The organism is Roseobacter insulae, assembly GCF_019375555.1.
Lineage (GTDB): Bacteria > Pseudomonadota > Alphaproteobacteria > Rhodobacterales > Rhodobacteraceae > Roseobacter > Roseobacter insulae.
In genome coordinates this window covers 534583-550911 of the sequence record NZ_JAHXDN010000002.1, presented here as the reverse complement: position 1 = coordinate 550911, position 16329 = coordinate 534583, and the positions used below count along the sequence as shown (strand labels likewise).

At 62.1% G+C, this 16329-nt stretch carries 13 protein-coding genes; 7 read left to right on the top strand and 6 right to left on the bottom strand.

All coding sequences use genetic code 11. The features are described 5' to 3' along the window. Positions 1-8: 8 nt before the first annotated feature. Positions 9-674: an HAD-IA family hydrolase gene (locus tag KX928_RS08830; RefSeq protein ID WP_219501147.1), complete on the bottom strand. Its 666-nt coding sequence runs from the start codon at positions 672-674 to the stop codon at positions 9-11. A 139-nt stretch (positions 675-813) separates the two neighbouring features. On the opposite strand from KX928_RS08830, the gene glmU reads away from it, so the two are divergent. The 3 genes from glmU to KX928_RS08815 are packed head-to-tail and all read left to right on the top strand — an operon-like array spanning position 814 to position 4549. Continuing rightward, positions 814-2169 carry a bifunctional UDP-N-acetylglucosamine diphosphorylase/glucosamine-1-phosphate N-acetyltransferase GlmU gene (gene glmU, locus KX928_RS08825; RefSeq protein WP_219501145.1) on the top strand — a complete coding sequence of 452 codons (1356 nt, stop codon included), beginning with the start codon at positions 814-816 and terminating at the stop codon, positions 2167-2169. Position 2170: 1 nt separating this feature from the next. Beyond that, the gene (gene glmS / locus KX928_RS08820; protein WP_219501143.1) at positions 2171-3991 is read left to right on the top strand and encodes a glutamine--fructose-6-phosphate transaminase (isomerizing); all 1821 of its coding nucleotides are present in this window, start codon (positions 2171-2173) and stop codon (positions 3989-3991) included. Positions 3992-3994: 3 nt separating this feature from the next. Then, the gene (locus KX928_RS08815) at positions 3995-4549 is read left to right on the top strand and encodes a pyridoxamine 5'-phosphate oxidase family protein (RefSeq protein WP_219501140.1); all 555 of its coding nucleotides are present in this window, start codon (positions 3995-3997) and stop codon (positions 4547-4549) included. Here KX928_RS08815 and KX928_RS08810 read toward each other — a convergent pair. Next, positions 4546-5016 (bottom strand): hypothetical protein, encoded by a 471-nt coding sequence (locus KX928_RS08810; RefSeq protein WP_219501138.1) that lies wholly within the window; start codon positions 5014-5016, stop codon positions 4546-4548. The two genes, KX928_RS08815 and KX928_RS08810, sit on opposite strands and share 4 nt — an antisense overlap. A gap of 84 nt (positions 5017-5100) precedes the next feature. Here KX928_RS08810 and moaA point away from each other — a divergent pair, with 84 nt between their 5' ends. Genes moaA through KX928_RS08795 form a run of 3 tightly spaced genes read left to right on the top strand, consistent with a single transcriptional unit; the run spans position 5101 to position 8485 of the window. Then, positions 5101-6108, top strand: a complete 1008-nt coding sequence (gene moaA, locus KX928_RS08805) for a GTP 3',8-cyclase MoaA (RefSeq protein WP_219501135.1) — start codon at positions 5101-5103, stop codon at positions 6106-6108. Positions 6109-6116: 8 nt separating this feature from the next. Continuing rightward, complete coding sequence (locus KX928_RS08800; protein WP_219501133.1) at positions 6117-7415, top strand: 3-deoxy-D-manno-octulosonic acid transferase; 1299 nt, start codon at positions 6117-6119, stop codon at positions 7413-7415. Next, complete coding sequence (locus tag KX928_RS08795; protein WP_219501131.1) at positions 7412-8485, top strand: glycosyltransferase family 4 protein; 1074 nt, start codon at positions 7412-7414, stop codon at positions 8483-8485. Before KX928_RS08800 ends, KX928_RS08795 begins: the two co-directional genes overlap by 4 nt. On the opposite strand, the gene KX928_RS08790 is transcribed toward KX928_RS08795, so the two are convergent. The 4 genes from KX928_RS08790 to KX928_RS08775 form a co-directional block, all read right to left on the bottom strand. Further along, positions 8482-9648, bottom strand: a complete 1167-nt coding sequence (locus KX928_RS08790; protein ID WP_219501127.1) for a M20 aminoacylase family protein — start codon at positions 9646-9648, stop codon at positions 8482-8484. The genes KX928_RS08795 and KX928_RS08790 overlap by 4 nt on opposite strands. A 198-nt stretch (positions 9649-9846) precedes the next feature. Then, a complete protein-coding gene (locus KX928_RS08785; protein WP_219502099.1) occupies positions 9847-11193 on the bottom strand; it encodes an NAD(P)/FAD-dependent oxidoreductase in 1347 nt (448 codons plus the stop codon). A 69-nt stretch (positions 11194-11262) separates the two neighbouring features. Continuing rightward, complete coding sequence (gene argE / locus KX928_RS08780; RefSeq protein WP_219501124.1) at positions 11263-12426, bottom strand: acetylornithine deacetylase; 1164 nt, start codon at positions 12424-12426, stop codon at positions 11263-11265. Positions 12427-12432: 6 nt separating this feature from the next. After that, on the bottom strand, positions 12433-14277 hold the full coding sequence (locus KX928_RS08775; protein ID WP_219501121.1) for an ABC transporter ATP-binding protein: 1845 nt from the start codon (positions 14275-14277) through the stop codon (positions 12433-12435). A gap of 276 nt (positions 14278-14553) precedes the next feature. On the opposite strand from KX928_RS08775, the gene KX928_RS08770 reads away from it, so the two are divergent. After that, the gene (locus KX928_RS08770) at positions 14554-16275 is read left to right on the top strand and encodes a peptide ABC transporter substrate-binding protein (protein WP_219501118.1); all 1722 of its coding nucleotides are present in this window, start codon (positions 14554-14556) and stop codon (positions 16273-16275) included. Positions 16276-16329: the final 54 nt, after the last annotated feature.

The window sequence follows — 16329 nt, the reverse complement described above, 5'->3', positions numbered from 1 at the left end:
CATCTTGGTCAAGCCAGCAAGCGGTCCACAAGATCGGGAAGATCGGCGTAATCCTGCAACAGCGCTTCGGGCTGAAGTGCGGCCATATCCCCGCCCGCAGGTCCGAAGGTCACCAGTATGCAGGGCACATTTGCGGCGCGCGCGGTGTTTCTGTCGGTGTCGGAATCCCCGATCAGAACGCATTTCATCGGGTCGCCGCCCGCGCGTCGCGCCGTCTCGTAAAGCGGTTCCGGATCAGGTTTGCGGACAGGCAGGGTATCCGCACCGATCAACGCGGCAAAGGCGTTGCGTACACCCAGGCGCTGCAACAGGGTGTCTGCCAGCGCTTCCGGCTTGTTGGTGCAGATGCCCACGCCGTATCCATTGGTTTTCAACCGGTCGACCGCCTCCATCGCGCGCGGGTAGAGCTGGGTATGCACGTCAATGGACGCGCCGTAAGCTTCCAGAAGCACGGGATAATAGCGGTCTATCGTGGCCAGTTCCTGCGCGCGACCCAGCCGACCCATCCCCAGGGTGAGCATCGCGCGGCCGCCGCGCAACGCGGTCCCCGCGTCCTGCGCCGGGTCCAGAACATCCCCGGCACCCATGTCGCGAAAACAGTAATTCGCCGCCGCGATCAGGTCGCCGCTGGTGTCGGCCAGCGTCCCGTCGAGATCGAAAATAACCGTTTTCATACCTGCTCCCCGGTCTGATCTGTGGGCGAAACATCGCCATAAGATGTTGCAAGCCGCAACCTTCTTTGATCTGCGCAGTGCTTGCACCGCCCCGCCAGACGGATAAACAGGGCCGAAGCAGAACACAAAGAGAAACACCATGAATATCGCTTTGGTCATCCTTGCCGCGGGCAAAGGCACCCGGATGAACTCGGACCTGCCGAAGGTCCTGCACCCGCTCGCGGGCGCGCCGCTTCTGGTTCATGCCATGCAGGCGGTCGGCAACCTTGCCCCAGAACGCACGGTGGTTGTGGCGGGCCACGGGGCCGAGCAGGTGCGCGCAGCGGCACTGGGCCATAACCCCACCGCGCAGGTAGTCATTCAGGACGAACAACTGGGAACCGCCCATGCGGTTGATCAGGCGCAGGCCGCTTTGCAGGGGTTTGACGGGGATGTTGTCGTCCTCTATGGCGATACCCCCTTCCTTCAGAGCGGTACGCTGGCGCGGATGCTGGCGGCGCGCGCCGACCACGACGTGGTAGTGCTGGGCTTTGACATCGCCGAACTGCAACCCCGCTACGGCCGCCTGATCATGGAGGGCGACCGGTTGACGCGGATCGTCGAATACAAGGACGCCACCAAAGACGAACGCGCGATCCGGTTCACCAACAGCGGGCTGATGGCATGTGACAAGGAAACACTGTTCGACCTGATCGCCGAGATCGGCAACGACAACGCGTCTGGCGAGTACTACCTGACGGACGTCGTTGCATTGGCGAATGCACGCGGGCTCTCGGTGACGGCGGTCAAATGCCCGGAAAGTGAAACTCTGGGCGTCGATTCCCGTCAGGATCTGGCCGATGCCGAGACGCTCTTTCAGAGCCGCGCCCGCGCCGAAGCCTTTGCTGATGGCGTGACGCTCACATCACCCGAAACGGTGCATTTTGCCTTCGACACCGTGATTGGCCGCGACGCCGTGATCGAACCGAACGTGGTTTTCGGCCCGGGCGTCACCGTTGAATCCGGCGCGACGATCAGAGCGTTTTCGCATCTTGAAGGCTGTCACGTGGCACGCGGAGCGATCGTGGGCCCCTACGCGCGATTGCGCCCCGGCACCGAGCTGAGCGAGAAGACCCGCGTCGGGAATTTCGTCGAAATCAAGAACGCGCTGATCGGCGAAGGCACCAAGATCAACCACCTGAGCTACATTGGCGATGCAACGCTGGGCCAACAGACGAACGTGGGCGCGGGCACGATCACCTGCAACTATGACGGCGTGATGAAACATCGCACGGAGATCGGCGACAACGTCTTTATCGGCTCCAACACGATGCTGGTGGCACCGGTTCATGTCGGCGATGGCGCGATGACGGGCAGCGGCTCTGTCATCACCTCGGATGTGGATGCGGACGCGCTGGCCATCGCGCGGGCGCCGCAGGTCGAAAAACCCGGCATGGCTGCAAAGCTGATGCAAATTCTAAAGGCAAAAAAAGCCAAACTGCAAAGAGGCAGCTGATATGTGTGGAATTGTAGGGGTTCTGGGCAGCCACGAGGCGGCGCCCATTCTTGTCGAGGCTCTCAAACGGCTGGAATACCGCGGTTACGACAGCGCCGGTATCGCGACGGTCAATGCCGGGGTGCTGGACCGACGGCGCGCGGTCGGCAAACTGGTTAACCTGTCAGACCTGCTGGTGCATGAGCCGCTGGCCGGAAAATCCGGTATCGGTCACACTCGCTGGGCGACGCATGGTGCCCCCACGGTCACCAACGCGCACCCGCATCAGGCAGGCCGCGTTGCTGTTGTGCACAACGGGATCATCGAAAACTTTCGCGAGCTGCGCGCCGAACTCGCCGACAAGGGGATCGAATTCGTCACCCAGACCGACACCGAAACCGTTGCCTTGCTGACAGAATACTACATCGCCCAGGGGGCGACCCCGGTGGAAGCCGCCAACAAGGCGCTGGATCGCCTGCAGGGGGCCTTCGCCCTCGCCTTCCTGTTCTCCGGCGAAGACGATCTGATCGTCGCGGCGCGCAAGGGGTCGCCCCTGGCGATCGGTCATGGAGAGGGCGAAATGTTCGTAGGCTCGGACGCGATTGCGCTGGCCCCGCTGACCGATCGCATCAGCTACCTTGAGGAAGGAGACCGCGCGGTGGTCACGCGCACATCCCTCGAAGTCCGCGACACCCACGGTGCGCTTGCCAATCGCGCGATCAAGACGGTTCAGGTCGGCGCCACGCGCATCGACAAGGCAGGCCACAAGCATTTCATGGCCAAGGAAATTGCCGAACAACCCACGGTGATTGCCGAAGCCCTTGGACACTATCTGAGTGCCGAAGGCGAGATCAGCCTGCCGGAACCTGGGCTTGATTTCACCTCGGTTGACAGGTTGACGATGGTGGCCTGCGGCACCGCCTATTATGCCTGTCTCACCGCCAAATACTGGTTCGAGCAGATCGCGCGCCTGCCCGTCGACGTCGATGTCGCCTCCGAATTCCGCTACCGGGAGCCACCGGTTCCGGCCCGGACGACGGCGCTTTTTGTCAGCCAGTCGGGGGAGACTGCAGACACTCTGGCTGCCCTGCGCTACTGCAACGGCAGGGCTGACCGCATCGTCTCGGTGGTGAATGTGCCCGAAAGCTCGATTGCGCGGGAAAGCGATCTGGTGCTGCCGATCCATGCCGGTGTCGAGGTTGGCGTCGCCTCAACCAAGGCGTTCACCTGTCAACTCAGCGTTCTGTTCATCCTCGCGCTCAAGGCGGCCTGCGACAGGGGCGAGATGGACGCGGCAACACTGGCCGATCACGTCAGCGCCCTGCGCAGCCTTCCCAGCGTGCTGAGCACGGCCCTGGAAGCCAATCAGGAGATGCAGAAGGCCGCGCTGAAACTGGCCGAGGCGCGCGACGTGCTGTTTCTCGGGCGCGGCCTGATGTACCCCCTCGCACATGAGGGCGCGCTTAAATTAAAGGAAATCAGTTATATACACGCAGAAGCTTATGCATCGGGTGAACTGAAGCATGGCCCCATCGCGCTTGTTGACAAGACGGTACCCGTGGTGGTCATGGCACCGCGCGACGCGCTCTTCGACAAGACGGTGAGCAATATGCAGGAAGTCATGGCGCGCAAGGGCCGGGTCATTCTCGTATCTGACAAGCAGGGACTGGCCGAGGCGGGTGACGGCGCATTTGCCACCATCGAACTGCCAACGGTGCCTGATGCAGTAACGCCCATCCTCTACGCGATCCCGGCGCAGCTGCTGGCCTATCATACCGCCGTGGCCAAGGGCACGGACGTCGATCAACCACGCAATCTGGCAAAATCCGTGACAGTGGAGTGAGATATGGCCACCCAGTTTGACTGCCTGAGTGACGCGCTGACCAAGTTCATCGAAGCACAGCACATTTTTTTCGTGGGATCCGCCGCCCCCGAAGGCCGCGTGAATATTTCGCCCAAGGGCATGGAGTCCCTGCGCGTGATGGGGCCTAACCGGATCGTGTGGCGCAATATGACCGGGTCGGGCAACGAAACCGCCGGTCACCTCGCGCAGTCCAACCGCATGACGTTGATGTGGTGCGGCTTTGAGGCCAAGCCGATGATCCTGCGCACCTACGGCAGCGCGCGCACGCTGCATCCCCGCGACGAAGGATTCGACGCGCTGAATTCCCACTTCCCGCCCTCTCATGGCGCCAGACAGATTTACGACATGTCACTGGAACTTGTGCAAACCAGCTGCGGTTACGCGGTGCCGTTCATGGCTTATGAAGGTGACCGGGATGTTCTCGCGAAGTGGACGCAGAACAAATCGCCCGCCGAAATCAAGACTTACTGGGAAACCCGCAACCAGCACACAATCGACGGCGCGCCAACCTTCGTCACCACATCGGACGATCATTAAAGGCTGACGTCGACGGTCACGAGATCGGTCAATCGGACCTCCAGCACCCGCATCGCGGCAAGCGACAGACGACTGCCGGCGGTCTGTGGTCCCGCAATCGGAATAAGCGTGACCGCAACGGATTTCCCGGTGGCGGGATTGCGCACTTTCCCCGGCGTTTGCTCGGCCACAAGCGGCGTTTTCAGCCAGAACCCCGGCTCTGTCGGGCTTCCCAGGGACACGACTGTCTGTCCCAGCGCGGGTCCGGCCGATCCGGCAGCAGCCGCCACCGAACGTTCCGCGGCGGTGGTCTGATCCAGCACGTCGGCAGTGTTGGTTGCCTTGGTTGGAATGGCCCCGGCCCCCGCGCCCTCCGGCACCTCGGGTAACGGCGCGAGAGAGGGCGCCAGCTGTCCCAGCTCCGCGCAGCCCGAAACCGCCAACGCACATGCCAGCACAAGGGATGACGGAGACCAAATATCTATCATGACCTGTCTAAAGCACAGACGCCATTCGTCATCAATGCCGTTAACCCCTTGCTGCGCTCCGACGGGCGCATTACCTATGGTGCCATGACAGCACCTCTGATTGATCCGTTCGCGCGCGCCATCACGTACCTGAGGGTTTCCGTGACAGACCGGTGCGATTTCCGCTGTGTCTATTGCATGTCGGAGAACATGACCTTTCTGCCCAAGAAAGAACTGCTGACGCTGGAGGAATTGGACCGCATGTGTTCCACCTTCATCGGGCTGGGTGTCGAAAAGCTGCGCATCACCGGGGGCGAACCTCTGGTGCGCAAGGGTATCATGACCTTTTTCGACGGCATGACGCGCCACCTCGACAGCGGCGCGCTGAAAGAGCTGACCCTGACGACCAATGGCAGCCAGCTGGAGCGTTTTGCCAAGGATCTTTACGCCGCCGGGGTACGCCGGGTGAATGTGTCGCTCGATACGCTGGACGAGAAAAAATTCGCCGAGATCACGCGCTGGGGCCGGTTGCCCCAGGTGCTGCGCGGAATCGATGCCGCTCAGGCCGCCGGAATGCGGGTGAAGCTGAATGCCGTGGCGCTGAAGGACTTCAACGAGGAAGAGCTGCCCTTCATCACACAGTGGTGCGCAGAGCGCGATATCGACCTGACATGGATCGAGGTCATGCCCATGGGCGATATCGGCAACGAGGATCGTCTGGGACAATACTGGTCGCTGAAGGATGTGCGTGCCCGCTACGCCGAGCATTATACCGTCACCGATCTGGCCGAACGCACGGGGGGGCCTGCCCGCTACGTGCGGCTGGAGGAAACCGGGCAGAAGATCGGATTCATCACGCCGCTGAGCCATAACTTCTGCGAAAGCTGCAACCGTGTACGGCTGACCTGCACCGGCGAAATATTCATGTGCCTCGGCCAGGAAGACGCCGCCGACCTACGCGCCCCGCTGCGGGCGCATCCGGATGACAACGCGCCACTGCAAGACGCCATCCGCGCCGCGATTGCCCGGAAGCCCAAGGGCCATGATTTCGACTATTCGCGCCAGCGGCTTGACGGCCAGATGCCCCGCCATATGAGCCATACAGGCGGCTGATCTTGCCCATGCGCGCGCCGCTGCTCTTTCGTGTCTATGTTGCCGCCACATCGCTGCTCATTCCCTTTGCCGCCTGGTCCGAAACCCGTAAACTGCGCAGGCAGGGTGTGCCGGTGCTGCGCGCCCATGAAAAGCTGGGCCATGCCAGCCAGCCAAGATCGGGCGGCGGCAAGCTGATCTGGTTTCACGCGGCCTCTGTCGGCGAAAGCCTCTCCGTTCTTGCACTGATCACCCGGATGGGCGAAATGCTGCCGCGGGCGCAGTTCCTGATCACCTCCGGCACGCCGACGTCCGCCAGGCTGGTGGCTGACCGGCTGCCGCCCCGCACGGTACACCAGTTCGCGCCATTGGATGCAGCCGGACCGGTGTCCCGGTTTTTGCACCACTGGCGCCCGGCGGCAGCGATATTCGTTGAAAGCGAACTTTGGCCGCAGATGCTGCGCATGACCCGGGCAACCGGCGCTGCGATGGCCTTGGTGAACGCCCGGCTCAGCGCCAAGTCCCGCGCGGCCTGGGCAAAAAAACCGGCGCTTGCCGCGTATGTTTTCGACGTCTTCGACCTGATCCTGACCCAGAACGACGACATGGCGCAGGCCATGGTCAACATGCATGCCCCTGCGGGCCGTGTGGCACGTGGTATCAACCTGAAATCCATGTCCGCACCCCTGCCCTCCGATCCGTCGGTGCTGGCGCCGGCGCGGGTCGCGATCAGGGATCGCCCGGTCTGGGTCGCGGCCTCAACCCACAAGGGCGAAGAAACCATCGTGCTTGACGCTCACAAAAAGCTGCTGGAGGCACATCCGGAACTGCTGCTGATCCTCGTGCCACGGCACCCCGATCGTAGTTCTGAGGTGGCGGGGATCGTCAACAGCGGCGGCTTCAGCTGCGCCATTCGCTCCCGCGGGGAGCAGCCCAAGAAAGGTGAAGCGGTCTACCTTGCCGACACCCTGGGAGAACTGGGCAACTGGTATGCCTTGTCGGACATCGTATTTCTCGGCGGCTCTCTTTTCCCGATCGGCGGTCATAACCCCTTTGAGGTCGTGCAGGCCGATGCGGCGGTGCTTTCCGGCCCGCATGTGATGAATTTTGCCGAAACTTTTGCGGATATGACTGAAACCGGTGCGGCGCGCATCACACCGGATGCAGAGGCGCTTGCAGAAGCGGTCGGAATGCTTTTGGAAGACAGCAGCCAACGTGACGCCGCGAAACAGGCAGCGCGCGATTACGTTCAGGGCAAATCAGATCAACTCAGCAGCATCGCAACCCGCCTGATCCGTATGCTCAAGCTGGAGGACGAAACCCTTTGACACCCCCTGCCGCACCGGTCCCCCCCTTGCGAGAGATCGAGGTGATCGCCCCCAATTTCAAAAAGCGCCATTCCGGGGTCACCTCAACGGTGATCCGGCTGGTGCCGCTGCAAGCGCGGCAGATTGCCATCACATCCTGCGCCCCCGACCTGCCGCCCGAGGTGCCCAACCTGCCCCCGCGCAGGCTGCTTCTTCTGCCACGCAGCGGTCCGTCCGGCGCCCGTGTCTGGCACGCCCGTCGCAATGTTGAAATGGTCGCCGGCTTGGCATTGAAATACCTTGCTGGCAAGCGGTTGAAACTGTTGTTCACCTCTGCCGCCCAGCGTCGTCACACCGGGTTCACGCGCTGGCTGATCCGGCAGATGGACGCGGTCATCGCGACCTCCTCCAAGTCGGCGAGTTACCTCGAACGCGAGGCGCAAGTGATCCGCCACGGCGTGGATTGCACGCAATTCCAACCTGTCGACGACCGCGCCGCTTTGCGGGCCGCGTTGAACCTGCCGACGGACGGTCCGCTGATCGGGTGCTTCGGCCGCATCCGCCACCAAAAAGGCAATGACCTCTTCGTGGCCGCCATGATCGAGGTCTTTGCCACCCATCCAACGGCCAGGGCGCTGATCATGGGCCGTGCCACGGCAGAACATCAGGATTTCCTAAAGCAACTCAAAAAGGATGTGGCGGAGGCCAGTTTATCAGATCGCATTCTCTTTCGCGACGAAGTGCCGATCGAAGATCTGGCCCGCCACTTTCAGGCTCTGGATCTCTACGTTGCCCCGCAACGCTGGGAGGGTTTTGGCCTGACGCCGCTCGAAGCCATGGCCTGCGGCGCCCCTGCCGTCGCGACAAAGGTCGGCGCATTCGAGGAACTGATCGTGGAGGGCGAAACCGGCCATCTGGTGGAAATCGAGGACGCGCGTGCTATTGCGGATGCCGTTACGCGCCTTCTGCATGACCCCTCAGCGCTCAGAGCGATGTCAAAAGCCGCGCGCGCACGTGCCGAAGGAAGCTTCCGGCTGGAACAGGAAGCTGCGGCCATCGTCAGTGTCTATCGCCGCTTGCTGGGCAGCTAGGGCGCGGCGGGCAAGCGCTGTTCGACGATTTCAGCCCACCAGCTGCACCCGGCCGGAATTGCATCGTCGTTGAAGTTGTACTCCGGGTGATGCACAGCTGCTCCCGGCCCGTTCCCTACCAGAATATAGGCTCCGGGGCGCTCTTCCAGCATGAAGGCAAAGTCTTCGCCCCCCATGACCAGCGGCGCTTCTTCACAGGCACCCGCGACTTTCTCTGCAACTTTCGCCGCAAATTCAGTCTGTTCGCCGTGGTTGACCATCACCGGGTAATTTCGCGTGTAATCGACGCGAGCCTCGGCGCCGAAGCTTGCCGCAATCCCCGTCGCCACCGCTTTCAGTCGCGTCTCTGCAAGGTCGCGCATTTCGTCGGACATTGTCCGCACCGTGCCTTTCAGCATCACCCGCTGCGGGATCACGTTGAACGCCTTTGACGACGTCTCGAAGGCGGTGACGGAGACGACGATCTGGTCTACCGGGTCGGCATTCCGGCTCGCAATGGTCTGCGCGGCAACGACGATATGGCTGGCGACAACTGTGGTATCCACCGTCTCATGCGGTTTCGCGGCATGCCCGCCGACGCCTTCGACCTCGATCTCGAAGATGTCCGTGGCGGCGAAAAATGCACCGGGTCGGATTGCAAAGCTGCCCAGCGGACGCCCCGGCCAGTTGTGCATGCCGTAGACTTCCTGAATGCCAAAGCGTTCCATCATCCCGTCATTGCACATCTCGCGCCCGCCGCCGCCGCCTTCTTCGGCAGGCTGAAAGATCACGACAGCGGTGCCATCGAAGTTGCGCGTCTCGGCCAGGTATTTGGCCGCCCCCAGAAGCATCGCGGTGTGCCCGTCATGGCCACAGGCATGCATCGCACCGGGCGTCTTGGACGCGTAGTCGACTCCGGTCTGTTCCTGGATGGGCAGCGCGTCCATGTCGGCGCGCAGGCCGATCACCTTGCCTGACTGGTCGGTTTTGCCCTTGATCACGCCGACCACGCCGGTGCGACCGATGCCCGTGACAACCTCGTCACAACCGAAGGCTGCCAGTTTCTCGGCCACCAGCGCGGATGTGCGATGCGTGTCAAACAGCAATTCGGGATGTTCATGCAAATCACGTCGCCATGCAGTGATTTCGTCATGCAATTCGGCAAAACGGTTTTTGACGGGCATTCGGGATCTCTCCTTGAAGTGTCACTGACATCGTGCGGGTCCTGAACTGCCATGGCAGCCAACCGCTTTGCATCAGGCTTTTGGACGTTGGTGCCTGCTCGGCACGGAAATACGGGCATGATTCTGACCGCTTGATGTTATCTTAAACCTCCCTGCCGCGGCTTCAACCTGATCCGAGGTCTATTTCGCGACAGCGCATCACAGGGCTGGTCCAAGGCGCATCGCACTGCCATCGGTAAACCGCGACAGGCGAAACCGCAACAGGTCATGACCGGGATCGTTGTGCTGCGCAAGGTCCGCCAGAATGCGCCCAATGGCAGGCCCGATGCCAAAGCCATGTCCGCTCATGCCCGTGCCAAGGGTCAGGCCGGGAAGGGCCGCAACCCTATCGACCACCGGAACAAGGTCGGGCATCGTGTCGATCATGCCCGCCCAGACCTGTGACAGCTCAAATGACGGCAATTCAGGGAACCGGCCGGCAAACTGGCGTTTGAGCCGGCTGGCGCGCCTTTTATTGGGGCGCGGATCAAGGATTCGCATCCTTTCAAAGGGGCTTTGCGCATCCGGTGACCACCGGCGCGGCGTTGTCCAGGCATCGGGATAACCGCGCGGTGCTGCCGGGTAGAACCTTGTGCCAAAGGGATGCGCGCGCAACTGGGTGAGGAACTTCGGCAGCGCGCGCACCGCGTCCCAGCCCACAAAAAGCTCGTGAAATCCGCCGGGCGCGAGCGTGTAGCCGCCGTCCGCCCGGTGGCGAAACGCCAATGTTTCGTCCGCAACGCCGCCGTCAGCCACCGCAGGCAGGGGAGTTGTGGCCGCCACGGTGGCGCGTACCGAAAGCTGTGGCAGGTCGATGCCGTGATGGCGCAACAAGAGGGTTGACCACGCGCCCCCCGCCAGCACAACTTCGGGCGCGCTGATCCGACCTTGTTCAGTAACCACGCCCGCGACCCGGCCCGCGGCCACATCCAGCGACCGAACCGCGCAGTTCTCAACGAGGGTGGCGCCTTCGCGGGCCGCGATCTCTGCCAGCGCGGGCACCGCCTGCCACGGCTCCGCTTTCATGTCCGAAGCGGTGTGAAGCGCGCCGGTATAGCGCCGTGCCGCCCCGGGAAGCAGCGCCGCGGTTTCCGCCGCGCTCATCAGACGCGTGTCGACCCCCTGTTCCCGCGCAATCGGAGCCCACGCCGCGTATCGCGCCATCTGCGCCCCGGAGGCTGCCAGATAGGTGACACCGGCCTGTCTCAACCCGATGTCCTGATGTGTCTCGGCCGAAAGCCCGCGCCACAAGCGGTTTGCTTCGACCATGATCGGCAATTCATCAGGATCGCGGCCCTGCTGCCTGATCCAGCCCCAGTTCCGGCCGGATTGTTCGGCGGCAATGCGGCCCTTTTCAAGAAGAACCGTTCTTCGACCTGCGCGTGCCAGGAACAGGGCGGTTGACACCCCGATCACACCGCCGCCGATCACCACCACATCGGCTTTTGCCGGTACCGGTCCGGAAAAGCGCACAGGCGTCGACAGTGAAATTGGAAAAGCATGCACGTCAGTCAGGTATCGCGCCAAGGACGCAGGCGCCAGCTGCGCCCGACCGGCACCATCTGGCGAGCGCAGTCATTCGGCCAATCGTGTCACGAGTTTCTGCATGAAGGTCTGCCCGGCCTCGAATTCAGCCACCGAGATGAATTCATTGGGTTGGTGCGCCTGCGCGATATCACCCGGGCCACAGATCACCGCGGAATATCCCGCCTGCTGGAACTGCCCGGCTTCGGTCCCATAGCTCACCACGTGGCTGGCGTTATCCCCGGTCAGCATGCGCGCAAGGGTCTCCGCCTCGCCATCGGTTTCAGGCTTCAGCGCCGGAACGTCGAAACGCGGTGAAATCTCGATCCTTGTGTCGGGGACAACCGACTGCATCAGCGTCTCGACTTCGGCCACCCGCGCCCGGTAGCGTTTTTCCCAGTCGGTCTTGTCCTCGCCGGGGACAACCCGGAAATCCATCGCGAAACGGCAGTCCTTGGCGGTGATGTTATGCGCGGTGCCGCCTTCGATCATGCCGACATGCACCGTGGTGAAAGGCGGATCGAACATCGCCGCCAGATCGCTTGACCTATCGGCCTGATTGGCGCTGTTCATCTCATTGGCCCACTCGATGAGCTTGGCCCCATACATGATGGCGTTGACGCCGCGGTCGAGAAGCGAACTGTGCACCTCGAAGCCCTGCACATGCGTGTCAAACCCGGTGCCGCCCTTGTGGCCGGACACCGCGCGCATCGACGAGGGCTCGCCGACGATGACCGCCGATCCCTTCGGCAGCACCGGTTGCATCGCCTCGATCATGGGCGGCGCGCCGGTACAGCCCACCTCCTCGTCAAAGCTCAGGGCGATCTGAAGCGGACGTCTGACCCCGGCGTGATGTGCCTCGACCAGCGCCCAGATTGCCAGGGCGTCAAACCCTTTCATGTCGCAGGTGCCACGGCCGAAATACTTGCCGTCCTTTTCCACAACGTCGAAAGGATCCGTGTCCCAGGGCTGGCCATCCACAGGCACAACATCGGTGTGGCCCGACAGGACTATCGCCCCTTCCTCCCACGGGCCGACATGCGCAAACAGCGCCGCCTTGGGCTGGTCGGGATCGGTATAGCGATGGGCCCTGATACCGTGGCTTTCGAGGTAGTCTTCCACCCAGTCGATGAGCGGCAGATTGGTGTCGCGGCTCACCGTCGGAAAGGCGACAAGGCGGCGCAGAATATCCAGCGGTGCAAGGCGATCAGCCATTCCCGGTCAGTATCCGCTGTCGGTTTCAAGCACGAGGTGCCCGGTTTCCACTTCGCGGTAACGCGATGGTTCGGGCACGTAACCCACCGGGTGAATGGGTGACGGGATCGGTTTGAAATTCAGATCCCTCTCATCCTTGCGCTGACGCGGGTCTGCAATGGGCACCGCTTTCATCAGCGCCTGCGTATAGGGGTGCTGCGGGTTCTCGAACACCCGCGCACGCGGCCCCATCTCGACGATGCGCCCCAGATACATGACGCCGACATGATGGCTGACACGTTCAACCACCGCCATATCGTGGCTGATGAACAGGAAGGACAGACCCAATTCCGCCTGCAATTCCATCATCAGGTTCAACACCTGCGCCTGCACCGACACATCCAGCGCCGACACGGCCTCGTCTGCGATGATCAGTTTCGGGTTGAGCGCCAGTGCCCGGGCGATGGCCACCCGCTGGCGTTGCCCGCCGGAAAGCTCATGCGGGAAGCGGCGCATGAAACTGCGCGGCAATTCCACCCGGTCAAACAGCATCGCCACCCTGTCCTGAATAGCGGCGCCCTTGAGGGTGCCGTAGTTGTGGATCGGCTCGGCCACCTGATCGCTCAGCTGCATCTGCGGATTGAGCGAGGCGAAGGGGTCCTGAAAGATCATTTGCATGTCCAGGCGCGCTTCGCGCAGCGCATTGTGATCCAGCGCCATGATATCGGTGCCATCAAGATCGACCTCGCCGGACATCGGATCGACCAGCCGCAGGATCGACCGCCCTGCCGTGGATTTGCCACAGCCGCTTTCGCCTACAAGGCTGAGCGTCTGACCCTTGTTGATGGTGAACGACAGGTCTTCGACCGCGTGCACATTGGCCACCGTCCGGCGGAAAAATCCGCCCTTGACCGGGAAGCGCGTGGTCAGGTTCCGAACGGTCAGCAGCACCTCGTCGGTCCCCGGGATCGGCCTGATCTCGTCATTCTTTGTGCCGAGCAGCTTCATCGGTTCGGGCAGCGGTTTGCCGGTCATCTCGCCAAGCTTGGGCACCGCCGCCAGCAAGGCCTTGGTGTAGGCGTGCTGCGGGTTCTCGAAAATCTCCTCGACCGGGCCTTCCTCGACCTTGTTGCCGCGGAACATCACCACCACCCGGTCAGCCATCTGCGCGACAACGGCCATGTCATGGGTGATGAACATCACCGCGGTGCCCGTTTCGCGCTTGAGGCGGTCCATCAGCGCCAGGATCTCCGCCTGAATGGTCACATCAAGCGCCGTGGTCGGTTCATCTGCGATCAACAGGCGCGGCTTGCAGGCAAGCGCCATGGCTATCACTACCCGCTGGCGCATCCCGCCGGACAGCTCGTGCGGATATTGCGTCAGGCGACGCTCCGGCTCGGGAATGCGCACTTCACGCAACAGTTCCAGCGCGCGGGCCTCCGCCTCGGCCCGCGTCATATCCTTGTGCAGGCGCAGTCCCTCGGTCAGTTGCCGCCCCACGGTGAAAACCGGGTTCAGCGCCGTCATCGGCTCCTGAAAGATCATCCCGATCTCGTTGCCACGGATCGCCCGCATGCTCTCCGGATCGGTTTTCGCCAGATCGACGTCATCCGCATCCGGACGGTCGAACCAGAGCTGCCCGCCGGTAATCTCGCCGCCGCCGAATTCGACCAGCCGCATCAGCGACAGGGAGGACACCGACTTGCCGGACCCGCTTTCACCCACCACGCAGACCGTCTCGCCCGGGTTGATGTCAAACGAGACATCCTCGACCCCGACCACCGGCCCGTCCTTGGTTTGAAATTCAACCCGCAGCCCCTTGATTTGCGCAATTGGATGCACTGCACCGGTTTGTTGTTCTTGATCCAGCATCGCCGCCCCTGATGTTCTTATTCAAAGACGCTAAAGCCAAGCGGCCGGTGGTGTCAAACCCGACCGGCACAGTTTCCTCAAGGTGACCTGTATCAAGGCTTGCTTTTTCCGAAAAAGATGCTTCGATGGGCGCATGCACCCGGGGGATCGGCTCAAAAACTGCGTCTTTTTGCAGCGTTAGGCCAGTGTTCTCACACCTTTCTCGGCAAGCAAGATAGCGCCCAGACTTGAATTGAGGCGCTCAACGGCACGAAAGTGTCCAACATGGAGTATGAAATGAAACTTAAAACCCTATTGATGGGAGCAATTGCGACAACAGCCTTGGCGCCCGTCGCATTCGCGGACGGCCATGAGGGCGAACGTGGAAGAGACGGTCAAGTCAATATCATCTACTGGCAGGCCCCGTCGATCCTGAACCCCTATCTGTCCGGTGGCACCAAGGACATCGAATCCGCCTCACTGGTGATCGAGCCGCTGGGCCGGTATGACGAAAACGGCGCGTTGGTGCCCTATCTGGTCGACGAAATCCCCACCGTTGAAAACGGCGGCGTGAGCGCGGACCTGAAATCCATCACATGGAAACTGTCCGAGGGCCTGATCTGGTCGGACGGCAGCCCGGTGACCTCCGCCGACGTGGCCTTCACGGCGGAATACTGCATGCACCCGGAAGGCGGCTGCGCCCAGGCGGCAAAATTTGACGGCGTCGACAGCGTTGAAATCATCGATGACCTGACGGTCAAGGTGACGTTCGTTGATGCCAAACCGAACCCCTATGGCCCCTTCATGGGCGGTCAGTCCCCGATTATTCAAAAAGCACAGTTCGCAGATTGCCTCGGAGCCAAGGCGCCCGAGTGCACCGAAGCCAATTTCAACCCGATCGGCACAGGCCCGTTCGTGGTTACCGATTTCCGTCCCAACGACGTGATCCAGATGGTGGCGAACGAGAATTTCCGCCACGAAGGCAAACCCGCGTTTGCTTCGCTGACCTTCAAGGGTGGTGGTGATGCCACGGCCGCGGGGCGTGCGGTTCTGGAAACCGGCGAATTCGACTACGCGTGGAACCTGCAACTTGCACCGGACGTTCTGGCCAAGATGGCAGAAGGTGGCAAGGGCGTTCCCGTCTCCGCGTTTGGCACATTGGTTGAACGTCTGGAAATGAACCTGACGAACCCATCGCCGGATCTGCCCGAAGGGGAGCGCTCCACCATTGCGCATCCGCACCCGTTCCTGTCAGATTTCAGCGTGCGCAAGGCGCTCTCCATGGCGATCGACCGTGAACTGCTGGTCGAGATCGGCTACGGTCAGGCGGGTCGTGCGACCTGCAACCTCGTGCCCGCGCCGGCGCTTTATGCCTCCGACAACACCGAGTGCCTGACGCAGGACATTGATGGCGCCAACGCGCTGCTGGATGAGGCCGGCTGGGTCGACAGCGATGGCGACGGCGTGCGTGACAAGGACGGCGTGAAACTGTCGATCCTGTACCAGACATCCACCAACGCCGTGCGCCAGGACTTCCAGGCGCTGATCAAGGACTGGTGGAACCAGATCGGTGTCGAAACCGAACTGCGCAACCTCGATGCCTCCGTGTTCTTCGGCGGTGACCCGGGCTCGCCCGATACCTTCCAGAAGTTTTACGCGGACGTGGAGATGTACGCCAACAACTTCGATGGCACCGACCCGCAGGCTTATCTCTCGGCCTATCGTTGCGGCAACGAGCCCAAGCCCGCGAGCCAGTGGCAGGGTGAGAACATCAACCGCTTCTGCAACGAAGAGTATGATGCGTTGCTGGATGAGTTGGCACGGACAGGTGAGCTCGACAAGCGCGGCGAGATTGCCAAACGCCTGAACGACATCATCACCCGCGAGACGATGACAATCGTACCGCTGGTGGATCGTGGTCGTGTGTCGGCACACTCCAACACGCTTGGTGGTGTGATCCTCAACACATGGGACAGCGAGCTGTGGAACGCGGCGGACTGGTACCGGATCGGCAACTGATGTGATATCGAACGGGGCGCGGACCATTCCGCGCCCCGCTTGGTTTTCGCATCT

Bases quoted from the DNA above. Each gene is read 5' to 3' on its own strand.
- KX928_RS08770 (WP_219501118.1), top strand. From the start codon at position 14,554: ATGAAACTTAAAACCCTATTGATGGGAGCAATTGCGACAACAGCCTTG.
- glmS (WP_219501143.1), top strand. From the start codon at position 2,171: ATGTGTGGAATTGTAGGGGTTCTGGGCAGCCACGAGGCGGCGCCCATT.
- KX928_RS08810 (WP_219501138.1), bottom strand. From the start codon at position 5,016: ATGATAGATATTTGGTCTCCGTCATCCCTTGTGCTGGCATGTGCGTTG.
- glmU (WP_219501145.1), top strand. From the start codon at position 814: ATGAATATCGCTTTGGTCATCCTTGCCGCGGGCAAAGGCACCCGGATG.
- KX928_RS08775 (WP_219501121.1), bottom strand. From the start codon at position 14,277: ATGCTGGATCAAGAACAACAAACCGGTGCAGTGCATCCAATTGCGCAA.
- KX928_RS08815 (WP_219501140.1), top strand. From the start codon at position 3,995: ATGGCCACCCAGTTTGACTGCCTGAGTGACGCGCTGACCAAGTTCATC.
- KX928_RS08830 (WP_219501147.1), bottom strand. From the start codon at position 674: ATGAAAACGGTTATTTTCGATCTCGACGGGACGCTGGCCGACACCAGC.
- moaA (WP_219501135.1), top strand. From the start codon at position 5,101: ATGACAGCACCTCTGATTGATCCGTTCGCGCGCGCCATCACGTACCTG.
- KX928_RS08790 (WP_219501127.1), bottom strand. From the start codon at position 9,648: ATGCCCGTCAAAAACCGTTTTGCCGAATTGCATGACGAAATCACTGCA.
- argE (WP_219501124.1), bottom strand. From the start codon at position 12,426: ATGGCTGATCGCCTTGCACCGCTGGATATTCTGCGCCGCCTTGTCGCC.
- KX928_RS08800 (WP_219501133.1), top strand. From the start codon at position 6,117: ATGCGCGCGCCGCTGCTCTTTCGTGTCTATGTTGCCGCCACATCGCTG.